Annotated in this window: 10 protein-coding genes and 1 tRNA gene; 2 read left to right on the top strand and 9 right to left on the bottom strand. The window is 40.1% G+C overall.

Annotated features, from left to right (window positions below; translation table 11 throughout):
• Positions 1-76: 76 nt before the first annotated feature.
• The 9 genes from KRODI_RS05670 to KRODI_RS05710 form a co-directional block, all read right to left on the bottom strand.
• On the bottom strand, positions 77-526 hold the full coding sequence (locus tag KRODI_RS05670; RefSeq protein WP_013750627.1) for a heme-binding domain-containing protein: 450 nt from the start codon (positions 524-526) through the stop codon (positions 77-79).
• Positions 527-1,117: a DUF3347 domain-containing protein gene (locus KRODI_RS05675; RefSeq protein ID WP_013750628.1), complete on the bottom strand. Its 591-nt coding sequence runs from the start codon at positions 1,115-1,117 to the stop codon at positions 527-529.
• A gap of 25 nt (positions 1,118-1,142) precedes the next feature.
• On the bottom strand, positions 1,143-3,515 hold the full coding sequence (locus KRODI_RS05680; RefSeq protein ID WP_041295818.1) for a multicopper oxidase domain-containing protein: 2,373 nt from the start codon (positions 3,513-3,515) through the stop codon (positions 1,143-1,145).
• 74 nt (positions 3,516-3,589) lie between these two features.
• Positions 3,590-4,156 (bottom strand): helix-turn-helix domain-containing protein, encoded by a 567-nt coding sequence (locus tag KRODI_RS05685; RefSeq protein WP_013750630.1) that lies wholly within the window; start codon positions 4,154-4,156, stop codon positions 3,590-3,592.
• A 2-nt stretch (positions 4,157-4,158) separates the two neighbouring features.
• On the bottom strand, positions 4,159-5,376 hold the full coding sequence (locus KRODI_RS05690) for a TolC family protein (protein ID WP_013750631.1): 1,218 nt from the start codon (positions 5,374-5,376) through the stop codon (positions 4,159-4,161).
• Positions 5,373-9,125 (bottom strand): efflux RND transporter permease subunit, encoded by a 3,753-nt coding sequence (locus KRODI_RS05695; protein WP_013750632.1) that lies wholly within the window; start codon positions 9,123-9,125, stop codon positions 5,373-5,375. The genes KRODI_RS05690 and KRODI_RS05695 overlap by 4 nt, the downstream gene beginning before the upstream one ends.
• Positions 9,126-9,233: 108 nt before the next feature.
• Positions 9,234-9,653, bottom strand: a complete 420-nt coding sequence (locus KRODI_RS05700) for an HYC_CC_PP family protein (RefSeq protein ID WP_013750633.1) — start codon at positions 9,651-9,653, stop codon at positions 9,234-9,236.
• Between the two features lie 262 nt (positions 9,654-9,915).
• Positions 9,916-9,992 (bottom strand) — tRNA-Ala (locus KRODI_RS05705).
• Positions 9,993-10,005: 13 nt separating this feature from the next.
• Entirely contained in the window at positions 10,006-10,797 is a 792-nt protein-coding gene (locus KRODI_RS05710; protein ID WP_041295633.1) for a universal stress protein, read from the bottom strand.
• A 48-nt stretch (positions 10,798-10,845) separates the two neighbouring features.
• On the opposite strand from KRODI_RS05710, the gene KRODI_RS05715 reads away from it, so the two are divergent.
• The gene (locus KRODI_RS05715) at positions 10,846-11,346 is read left to right on the top strand and encodes a GNAT family N-acetyltransferase (protein WP_013750635.1); all 501 of its coding nucleotides are present in this window, start codon (positions 10,846-10,848) and stop codon (positions 11,344-11,346) included.
• A 69-nt stretch (positions 11,347-11,415) separates the two neighbouring features.
• Positions 11,416-12,762, top strand: a complete 1,347-nt coding sequence (locus KRODI_RS05720) for an MATE family efflux transporter (protein WP_013750636.1) — start codon at positions 11,416-11,418, stop codon at positions 12,760-12,762.
• Positions 12,763-12,768: the final 6 nt, after the last annotated feature.

A 12,768-nucleotide genomic window follows, 5' to 3' on the forward strand; every position in this document is an offset into this window, starting at 1 on the left:
AATTACTGTATTTGTGCCTGATACGAGAAAGGTTCTAACCAACCATCAATGAAAATTACTTTTCCCGTATCAGGACTTAATCTTCTCTTAAGCTATCCATATAGCCTATAATTTCTTTTACTGCGGTACTGTCCATTCGCGCATCACCGTGAATGAGCTCGTAACTATCCATCGGCATTTCGCCGCTTTCTATTTGTTTTATAATAGAACGCAACTTGCTGTTTTTCCTTCGGCTGGAATAGGTGTCCCATTCATTAAAATTAAGTTCATCCTTTCCTTCCTGTATGTGGTCCTCCAGATACCAAGCGGCAGGCTGTATCTTGCTGTACCACGGATAATCTGTATTGTTGCTATGGCAATCATAGCAGGAAACCTGCAACCGATTTTTAATCGTTGCAGGTACTTGATTTACTATAATAAAATCACTTTGTGGTATGGTATCGCTCTCGTTCAGGGTTACTGGAAAGAACTGAATCACTACCAACGCCACAAGGGCAATCCACGCTATGATTTTTAGGATTCTCAATTAATTGATTTCTCGTTGAACCTTTCCACATCTCAACATTTGGCTTCCGTAATAAGGATTCAACACGTTTTCTTCTTTGCTCAACCACGCAGTTCCACCATCATACATAGGGCAAAATTGCTCGTAAAGTTTCGATTGTGTACCTGTGATTGCCACCATATCGGTTAGATCCTTACTTAATATCTTAAAATGCTCACGCTGGTGCTTGATGTCACTTTCTGAAATATGCTCTGCGTGTTCTGTAGCATCTTCGATAATGTCATTTAATTCTGATTTTTCATCATCAGAATAGTTAGATGCGTCAAAGGACTTGAGAGATTGAGCCAAAGTGCTTCCTAATTCTTTTGCCTTTTCATTGTCATCGCCTACAAGCGCATCTTTTAAGTTGAAATAATTATTCAGGATTGCTTCTGCTTTTGCATCCTTATTGTCACTCATCGCCATATCGTCCTTGTCATCCATAGATTCTTGGTGCATCTCATTGCTCATAGGCGCAGCAGCCTCTTCTTTGTTTGCGTCTTTACAGGAAACTGTTAAAATCATTGTGGCAGCCAGTGCCATTGTACTCATTGTTCTTTTTACTGTTTTCATTTTCTTTGTTTTAGATTATTACTTTTTAAAATCGGGCTAAAAGGCCGCCACCCCAGCCATATCGGTTATTGTAATTTGCCTGTAACGAAAAGTTTCGGGATAGGATATATGAGGCTCCCACAAGCCATTGCGTTTCCCCCTGATAGGATGTGTCTCCAATATCGTTCACCCAACCAAAGTCAGCTCGGTATTCGTATTCGCCTTCCAGAAAAATTCTCGGAAAAATCAAGAATTCCCTGTCCAGACGAATTCTTGGCCTTAGTTGGTGGTCCATACTGACATCCACATTAAAACGGTACGGGGTAAAGTATTTTACACCCACCAAACCTACTGTATTGAAGGTATCATAAGAATCTGGTGTAGAAGTTTCTGTATTTACCCCAACATAAAGGCGCACCCAATCATTCAAGTATCTGTTATAATTTACTTCGGCTTCAAGATTTTTGTCATAATCAAACTCTGCCCTTAAACCAAAGCCATTTCGGATATTGCTTGACATCAAAAAGAGTTCATTAAAATTTGAGCCCAAGCGTGCCATTCCCCACGAATAATAATGGTCTGTTTCATTGATAAGTTTCTGCATTGGATAATCTCTCAATCTTTCGTCCCTTGGCGTATCGTAACTAAACACACGGGCCATACCACCCATCATATGATATAATACGTGGCAATGAAAGAACCAATCGCCATATTCTTCGTTATAGAATTCTATGACCACCTTCTGCATTGGTGGTACATTGACGGTATGTTTTAATGGGGAACGTTCGCCATTTTCATTGATGACCCTAAAGTAATGTCCGTGCAAGTGCATTGGATGGTGCATCATCGTGAGGTTATTAAGTGTAATTCTGGTTACTTCACCTCCTTTTATATTAATTTTGTCGGTTTCTGATAATGGCACGCCGTTCATACTCCAAACATAGCGTTGCATATTGCCGGTTAGGTTCAACAGGATGTCGTTTACTGGCAAATCATCTTTATAAGTAGTATTCTCTTTTGCTTTTAAAAAATCATAATTAAAATAGGTTTTACGAGTTTCGTAATCAAATGAGGAAGAATCCTTCTGCATCTTTGACATATCGTGCTGCATATGGTCTTTCATTTTATCTGAATCTCCTTTGTGATTCATTGCCATTGTATCCATTTTCATTCCCATTGCATCATCCATCTTCATATCCATCTGGTCATTCATTTTACCATCTTTCATCGACATCTTATCGTTCATCCCCATTTTCATCTCGCCGTCCTTCATATTCATCTTCATTCCATACTTCTGCATTAAAACTTCAGGTGTATTCTTTTTTTTGTTTCCTACCATTGCAGGTGCACCCATTTTCATATCCATTTTGGCCATTTGCTTCATCATCGCTACCTTATCAGGTCTATCAATTCTTTTGGCTGGATAGAGAGTGCCATTTCCTAATTGTATAGAAGTATGACCAGAGCCATCTTGAGCCGTAGCGGTAACCTCTAAAGTACCTTCGGGAATAGTAATGATAACATCATACGTCTCAGCTATACCAAAGAGAAATCTGCTTTTAGAAACGGGCTGCACATCAACACCGTCACTTGCAACTAACAATGGATTACCACCACCGAAATCTACCCAGTAGTAAGTAGAAGCCGAGGCATTGATAAAGCGAAGACGTACTTTTTCTCCTGGTTTAAATTCTGGATATTCGGCAAGTGATTTACCATTGCTCAAGAATGCGGGATAATAAATGTCTGCTATATCAGCACCTTCCATTCTATCGCGCCAGAACTTAAATTGTGCTCCCAAGGCACCTTCTTTGATGACTCTACTTAATGGAACTGCTGTTCCTTTTTTAACTTGATACCACTCATTCCCCCTTTTAAGGTTTCGCAATACATTCATTGGGTCCTCGTTGGTCCAATCAGATAGAACAACTACCAAATCTTTGTCATAATCCAATGTTTTTTCTTTAGGTTGAATGACTATTGAACCATAAACACCACTTTGCTCCTGTAGCATCGTATGGGAATGGTACCAATAGGTTCCTGATTGATTAATAGGAATTCTATATTGAAATGTTGTACCGGGCTTTATTGGCGGTGTTGTTAAATACGGTACGCCATCATAAAAGTTGGGAAGTATCAACCCGTGCCAGTGTACTGAGGTTTCTTCATCCATTTTATTGGTTACATTAATGATGGCAAGGGCGCCTTCGTTAAATTCCAAAACCGGTCCAGGAATACTACCATTGATAGTCATTCCTTTAGCGGTTACACCAGCGAGAGTCATTTCGTTTTCTTCAATAGTAAGGTTATACTCCTTAACAGGTCTTCCTTCTTCTTCTCTATCTTGTCCATTAGTTCCCACTTGAGCAAATACAGTAGAAGAAAACAGCAGTAATGTGATAATTCTTAGCTTTTTCATAGTTTTCTCATAGTTTTTGTTTAACAAAGATATTATTGGCATTCAGTTTGTTGTGTTATAATTCTGGTTCATATCTATATAATCTTGTCTAAAGGATTTCTAAAATTTTTATGCCCATCCTTATAATCGCTAAGGCTCATTCCTGTCTCACTTTTAAACTGTTTGCTTAGATGATTGACATTGCTGTAATCGAGCAATTGGCTTATTTCTGTGAAATTATAATCGGGTGTTTGGATAAGTTCCTTGACCTTTTCTATCTTCAGTTTGATAAAATATTTTTCAATAGTGATGCCCTCGGTAATGGAAAACACCTTGCTGATTTTTGAATAGTCCTTTTGCAATTTATCCGCAAGAAAATCTGATAGCTTCCCATCAATATCAAGCGGCATTACATTCAACAACTTTATCAATTCAATTTTTACTTGCTCGGTCAATTTATCCTCGGTAGAAGCGATGAGTGCAAATCCATTTCTTTTTAAAATTTCGGTAAGTATGCTCAATTGTTCTTTTTCATTCATATCTAATCGAAGCCTACCCAACTCAATATCCAACAGACTAATGTTAGCCTTAAACAGTTCATCTTTTAAGACCTTGATGCAACGGTCGCACACCATATTTTTTATATAAAAATCTTTTACCATTGCTATTGAATTAAATAATTGATTATGGATTGTTGCACGTAATACATCTGAACCGATTCTATCTGATTCATCTGAAATTTCAATTGCAGTTCCTGTATATCGAGCACATCGTTAAAATCTATGGTTCCCGTTTCATAATTCTTGATAAGAATTTGCTCAGCATCTTTGGCTTGCTTCAAATTCTTAGCTTGGGTATTAAATTTAATTCGGGCTTGGTTGCGTTGAGATTGCGCTTTCGCGAAAGCGGATTCCAATACATTCAATCGCTGTTCCCGTTGGGTTACTATTTCTTGCTGTCGTAGTTCATTTTGTTTTGAAATGGATTTGTAGCGGTTGTTGAAAATGGGTATGGAAACGGACAGCATAGGCATCAACACATCTTTCCCATTATCACTAAAGTTGACATCGCTACGCTCGGTAACAGGCAAGTAATCGACACCAAAACCAATCATAGGCAAACTCTCACGCTGGTTGAGCAGTTCAGATTGTGCCACAGACTCATAGAGCTTGTCGTATTTGAGCAGTTCCGGATTTAGCGTCAGCGCTTCATTGTCATAAAAAGGGTCTTCCTGCGGAATTTCCATTTCTGGAACTACGTCAACAGTCATCATTGATTCGCGGTTGAGCAAATTGTTGAAAGCCGTTTGTTCTGCCGTAAATTCTTCTTCCAGCACTTCTTTTTGTTGCTGTAACTCGTTCTGCCGTATCTGAAGTCGTAATACATCTACTGCACTCGCTTTGCCCACTTCTACGGATGTGAGTGCAAGTCGCTCATAGGTTTCCAGTAGTTTTATGTTTTCATCCAGTACGGCTTGCTTGGCACGTATGGAATACAAACGGTAATAGGATTGTGCGACCGAAAGTGCAAGTTTGCGTTTTGCAATCGTGATTTCCACATATTCGGCATCTGCCATTGCGGTTGCATAATTTTCACGAGCTGTAATAGTACCGAACCACGGCAACATCTGTTTTACGCCTATTCGTGCTCGTTGCGCACCCACTCTGGTTTCAGGCTCGCTCACAAAGTAGCCGGCACTTACTTCGGTATTGGGAATCCAGTTGGCTTCGTTTACCTTTTCTTCGGCGATGTTGTAGCGCAATTCAAAGGCTTGAATTTCTGGATTGTTGGCTTCGGCTTCCTGAATGTAGGATTGTAATTGTTGCGCTTTCGCGAAAGCGGAAACAAACAAAAACACCAGTATATATTTTAATTTCTTCATCTGTTTGCTCTTTTAAGTTGGTATTCCTTTTTCCAGCTGTATAAGACTGGCAGTAAGAAATAGGACGTAACATCGATTATCATTCCGCCAAAAATGGGAATCGCCATCGGTATCATTATATCGCTTCCCTTTCCTGTGGATGTGAGTACTGGTAGTAGTGCCAAAACTGTGGTTACGGTTGTCATCAAACACGGACGTATGCGTTTTCCAGCCGCTTCCAAAGTGGCGAGCCTTATGCCTTTTTGAGAATCTGGCTCATTGCTTTTGAAGGATTGGTCTAAATAGGTGGCCATTACCACACCATCATCTGTGGCGATACCAAAAAGGGCAATAAAACCTACCCAAACAGCCACACTTAAATTGATGGTTTTCATATTGAACAAGTCCCGTAGATTCTCGCCAAAAAAGCTGAAATTGAAAAACCAATCTTGCCCATACAACCAAATCATTATGAAACCACCTGCAAAGGCTACGGCAATGGCGGTAAATACCATAAGCGATGTGGAAACTGACCTGAATTGGAAATACAAAATCAAGAAAATAACCAGCAAACAAAGTGGTACGACAACCGATAAGGTTTTTTCTGCCCGTAACTGATTTTCATACGTTCCCGTAAAACGATAGCTCACACCTTGTGGCACGACCAGCAAACCGTTGTCTATGTTTTCTTGGATTAAGGCTTGGGCATTTTCTACCACATCTACTTCTGCAAAGCCATCGAGTTTATCAAACAGCACATAGCCGATTAGAAAAGTGTCTTCACTTTTAATGACTTGTGGTCCTTGTTCGTATCGAATTTCAACCAATTCACCCAACGGTACAGGACTTCCTTTCTCAACGGGAACATAAATCTTACGCAAGTCGTCTGGATTTGCTCGTAATTCTCTTGGATAACGAACCCGAACGGCATAACGCTCACGACCTTCCACAGTTTGTGTGAGTGGCATACCACCAACTGCCACTTGAAGAATTTCCTGCACATCCATTATAGAAATACCATAGCGTGCCAGTTGGTCTCGCTTAATATCTATGAGCAAGTACGGTTTACCCACGATTCGGTCTGCAAAGACGGCTTGTTCTTTAACGCCTTCGGCTTGTTTTAGGATGTCTTCCAGTTGTAGTCCAAAGTTTTCAATGGACTTTAAATCGGGACCTTTTACCTTGATGCCCATTGGTGCTCGCATTCCCGTTTGTAACATTACTAATCGGGTTTCGATGGGTTGTAACTTGGGTGCCGATGTCACGCCTGGTAATTTGGTCACTCGTACAATTTCGTTCCAAATATCATCTGGACTTTCGATGTCTGGTCGCCAGTTGCGATAGTATTCGCCATCTTCATCTTCAATCAAATCATTGCGTGTGGCAGTAGTCTTGAGCGAAGCTTTTTCATAGTTCACATCTTCATCTATCTCATTATTAGGGTTGATGATGAATTTATTGTTCTTCAGTACAAACAATCCATCGTCATTGACCTTATAGCGTTGTCGCTTGCCAGAGCTATTTCGCATATATTCAGATTTATACTGAATGACGTTTTCGTACATCGAGAGTGGTGCTGGGTCAAGCGCGCTTTCTGTTCTTCCAGCTTTTCCTACTACAGTTTCAATTTCAGGGATGCTTGCCACCGCCATATCGAGCTGTTGCAACACACGTTTGTTTTCTTCAACACCTGCGTGTGGCAAGGATGTAGGCATTAGCAGAAATGAACCTTCGTTAAGTGCTGGCATAAACTCTTTGCCCGTATTTCGCATTATGAGAATACCGAGCGTGAGCACCGTAGCCGGAACGATTAAGAATAGATATCGGTTCTGAAGTGCCCATCGCAGAATACGCCCGTAGTATATCCTGAAAATTGAGAATACACCGAGCAGTCCAAAACAGATAATGGAAACAAATATCAGGTTCATCACTATGCTTCGGTCAAAGCCCAATGGTCGCCAGTAGGTCGCGAGCAAAAACACGATGGCAACCGATGAAATGATAATGTCGATTAGGTTTTTACGCTTTCGCGAAAGCGTACCACGCACCTTTAAAAATGATGTGATGGCAAAGGCGATAAGAATTAGTCCTAACCAAAAGCCGTAAACGATGGCGAGAATCCCCAATAAAACAAGTGTGCCGTTGATGGCATATTGGGTGCGTTCCCGTACACTCGTTTTGCGAAATAGGAATGCCGCGATGGGTGGAATAATAAACAGCGCAATGATGAGCGATGCTGTGAGTGCCATTGTTTTAGTAAAGGCAAGCGGACGGAACAGTTTTCCTTCGGCACCAATCATAGTGAATACGGGCAGGAAACTGATAATGGTAGTTAGTACAGCTGTTAGTATAGCACCAGAAATTTCGGCAGTTGCGTTGTAGATAATTTCGTTTGTGCTGTATTCCTTACCGTTTTCATTAAGGCGTAACTTTTCATCTTCCAAATGCCGAATCATATTTTCGGCAAGTATCACGCCCACGTCCACCATTGTACCGATGGCAATGGCGATACCTGAAAGCGCAACGATATTTGCATCTACATTAAAGAGCTTCATCGTGATAAAAACCATCAAAACGGCCACGGGCAACAATCCTGAAATAAGGATGGATGCACGTAGATTGAACACCATTATGATAATGACCAGAATGGTTATGAGAATTTCCAGCGTGAGTGCTTCGTTGAGCGTGTCCAGCGTTTCTTGAATGAGTTCTGTACGGTCGTAAAATGGTACGATGGTAACTTGCGAAGTGCGACCATCTGCCAAGGTTTTTGTAGGAAGTCCAGAACTTATTTCGGCAATTTGTGCCTTCACATTATTGATAACTTCCAGCGGATTTGCCCCATAGCGAGCGACTACAACACCACCTACGACTTCGGCACCTTCCTTATCGAGAATGCCACGTCTTGTTGCTGGTCCTAAATGAACATTAGCCACATCTTTGATACGGATGGAAGTGAAATTTTCAGAATCTACAACCGCACTTTCAATGTCTGCGATAGACTTTACGTAACCTAATCCGCGCACGAGATATTCTGCTTGATTGATTTCGAGCGTTTGTGCGCCTATATCTTGATTGCTCTGCTTTACGGCTTTGACCACATCGCCCATACTCACATTATATTGGCGCATTTTTTCTGGGTCGATATCCACTTGATATTCCTGAACATATCCACCAATGGAAGCCACTTCAGAAACACCACTTGCAGACGATAATCCGTACTTCACATAATAATCTTGTATGCTACGCAATTCCTGTAAATCCCAACCACCAGTTACGTTGTCATCTTTATCACGACCTTCCAACGTGTACCAAAATATCTGTCCCAAACCTGTGGCATCTGGACCTAATGATGGGTTGACACCATCGGGTAAAAGGTTTGCTGGTAGTGAGTTCAGCTTTTCAAGTATGCGACTGCGTGACCAATAGAACTCAATGTCTTCTTCAAAAATGATATAGATGCTCGAAAATCCGAACATAGACGAACTACGGATGGTTTTCACGCCTGGAATACCCAGAAGGGAAGTGGTAAGTGGATATGTAATTTGGTCTTCGATATCCTGTGGCGAGCGACCTTGCCACTTGGTAAAAACAATCTGTTGGTTTTCGCCAATATCAGGTATGGCATCCACGGCAACTGGGTCTGTTGGCAAAAAGCCAGTTTCCCAATTAAAAGGCGCATTGACCACGCCCCAACCCACAAATAGGGCGAGCAGTAGAACGGCAACAAGTTTGTTTTCTATGAGAAATTTAATGCTCTTATTCAGCATAGCATTTGATTATTAGATAATTGGAATTGCGTGTTGCATAAAATGGCAAACACGAGTTTTAGCCCACGACAGCGTAGCTGTTGGGCTTCATTCTAAAAATCTAACAAATCAAATTAAGAAAGTCTGGTGCAGCACTTGCACATCCCGTTTGACAAAGGGTCGCGGGTAATCTTCAAAAGGAACTTCCTCAGATTCGGTTCCTTCAAAAAGGTTTATATAAGAATAGGTAAAAACAGCGATGAACGTTTGCTGCTCAAATGAAAGGGTATCAAAAAATATTTTAAGGTCGTCCTTGCCTTCCTTGACTATTTGTTCATCAGAACAACAGGATTTTTCAGTCATTTTAGGATTCTCACAACTTTTTACGGGTTGCGCTTTTTCCATTCCACAACCTTCAGCCTTTGAGAATAAACTGAAATCGACCAAGTTTTCCCCACAATAGTGCATATCCACGGTGAATGACGTCGTGGTTACGAGCACCACGCAAGCCATAAAGATTGCCATTGATTTGTGAAGAAATAGTTTCATTTATTGTAAAGCTAGGTATAATTTTTAATTATTTCAATTGTTTAACGGAAGGTTATGTTTTACTATAGAGATTATAGGGATCTAAACATTGCTTATATTCTTCGAAGTAATCTAGAAAAGATATAAAAAGCAGTGAAGATCTTGTTTTACACCAAAATGGATCAAATATTAATTAATATTCTTAAAAGCCCATTTTGCGTGCAAATTGCGTGCAAATGAAAAAAGCTTCAAGAGTTGAAAACCCTTGAAGCCCTTTGAGTACTGGTGGAGAATACCGGATTCGAACCGGTCGCCTCTTGCCTGCCAGGCAAGCGCTCTAGCCAAATGAGCTAATCCCCCATCATAATCTATATTATTGTACTCTTAAAATAAGAAGAGGTTTTGTGGTAAAAAACTCTTTCTTTAGTACAACATTTTTCTCCCATAGTTTCTTAAAGAAACCACGCTTTCTACGCACAACACATAACATATCTGGCTCTACAGACTGGAAGTGTTCTAGCACTCCTTGATAAGTAGTTGCATTTGTTGTGGTTTTATAAGACGCGCTCATTTTTTTAAGATCCTGAGATACTTCTTTCATAGCTTCGTCAGACTCTGGAGTTTCCACGTGCAGTAAGTGAAGTTCTGTCCCAAAATGTTTCTGAAGCTTTCTCAATGGGTCTAAATGACGCTTTTTATCAAAATTTCCATTTTTAAAAGCCATTAAGATATTTGCAGGTTCTTTAAATTTCTCTTGTTCCGGAACAACTAAAACAGCAATATCAGTTCCTTTTACAAGCTTCCCTGTCATGTTACCCAGATACACCTCATCACGCACAGAGTTACTACGTGGTGACAACACCATAAGATCTACAGGAACGTGCCTATTGAAGCGCTCTACGCCTTCTATCACACCTCCTTTTATAGGGTGAGCAACTACAGATACTCCTTTATGATCTACTCCATTTACAACCTTCTCAAGCCTACTTTCTGACTCTTCTTTAATAACGGTATTTAGCTTTGAAGCACTACCTGCTTTAGAAAACTCTTGAAAGACTGATATCGCATACACATTTGCATCAATCTCTTGTGCAAGATCTATTGCATATTGAAGCGTATTAAAAGCGCTATCTGAAGAACCTATGGGAACGAGAATATTTTTCATACTGTAACTTGTATTTTTACCTATTAACACAAAAATACTTTTTAATCTGTGATTGTACCTGCAAAAAAATCAGAAATCCCTGAAATCCTTTCACTTACTCGTGCCTGTGCACAAGAAATGATCTCAAGGAATATTTTTCAGTGGAATGAGCATTACCCCACCGCCACTGCTTTTGAGCAAGATATTGCTCGTGATGAGCTCTTTCTTCTCAAAGAGAATAATCGCATTATAGGTACCATAGTCTTATCAACATTAATGGATGATGAGTATCTTGATATTAACTGGCTCACGCCTTCAAAAAATAATTTGTACATCCATAGGCTTGCCGTACATCCAGACCATCAAGGAGAAGGAAATGCTCGTAAACTAATGGATTTTGCATACGCTTTCGCGAAAGCGCACTCGGCGCCTTCCATACGTCTCGATACTTTTTCTCAAAATAAACGTAATCAAAAGTTCTATGAAGCTCGAGGTTATAAGAAACTAGGGAGTATCTATTTTCCGAAACAAAGTGAGCACCCATTTTACTGCTACGAAAGAGTTCTCTAGAGGTGGATTATCATTTTATTAGTCTGTAGTTTTACATTTTATTGATCTTTCTATTTAAAAAACTATCCTATCAATACCTTCACAAGCAATATAGATATTTCATTCAAGCGCATACAACAGCTTGCCATTCCTGCACTTATTGCTGGTATTGCAGAGCCTATACTGTCTAGTACAGATGCCGCCGTAGTGGGTAATATGGCAGAAAATAGCGTTGAGTCTCTTGCTGCAGTAGGCATTGTCGGTTCTTTTTTATCTATGCTTATATGGATTTTAGGTCAAACCCGTAGTGCGATATCTACCATTATATCTCAAAATCTAGGTGCAGGTAAACTAGAGGATATTAAGGTTCTCCCCGCACAAGCCATTTACTTTAATATCATCTTGAGCATCGTTGTACTTGCCAGCACCTATTTCTTTGTAGCCGAAATTTTTACACTACTCAATGCAAAAGGTTTAGTACTCTCTCTAAGTATAGATTACTATAATATTAGAGTCTGGGGCTTCCCGCTCACTTTATTTACGTTTGCTGTTTTTGGGATTTTTAGAGGATTACAAAATACTTTTTGGCCTATGATTGTTGCCATCATTGGTGCTTCTTTAAATATAGCTCTAGACATTGTACTAGTGTATGGTGTAGAAGGAATAATCGAACCTCTAGGCGTAAAAGGAGCTGCGTGGGCTAGTTTAATTGCGCAGGCTGTTATGGCTATTATGGCGCTCATACTTTTACTAGTAAAAACAGAGGTTTCTCTCAAGCTTAAACTACCCTTACATCCAGAAATAAAAAGATTAATCTCCATGAGCCTTAATTTATTTGTAAGATCTTTTTCTCTCAATGTAGCCTTAGTTTTGGCCGTGAGAGAAGCAACCGCGATAAGTGATGAAACTGTAGCGGCACATACTATCGCTGCAAATATCTGGCTATTTACAGCATTTTTTATCGATGGTTATGGTGCTGCGGGTAACCTACTAAGTGGCCGTTTACTTGGCGCAAAGGACTATTCAAATTTGTGGCAATTAACTAAAAAAGTCGTTCGCTATAATCTCGTTGTTTCGGCTGTGTTAATTCTTGTTTGTACCATTTTATACAAACCGCTAGGTCTTCTTTTTAGCAATGAGGAAACGGTACTCTCTGTATTTTACGGAGTGTTTTTTATGGTGATTATTATGCAGCCTATTAATGCTGTAGCATTCACACTAGATGCAATTTTCAAAGGTCTTGGTGAAATGGCATGGCTACGCAACACCCTACTGCTAGCGACCTTTGTTGGTTTTGTACCTGTGCTTTATTTGAGCAAATACTTAGGATGGGGTGTGATAGGTATCTGGCTCGCCTTTATTGTATGGATGCTTTTTAGAGCAGGAATGCTAGTCTTCTTTTACAAGAAAAAGTACTATAATCGATTATTAGAATAAACCTGA

The organism is Dokdonia sp. 4H-3-7-5 (genome assembly GCF_000212355.1).
GTDB lineage: Bacteria > Bacteroidota > Bacteroidia > Flavobacteriales > Flavobacteriaceae > Dokdonia.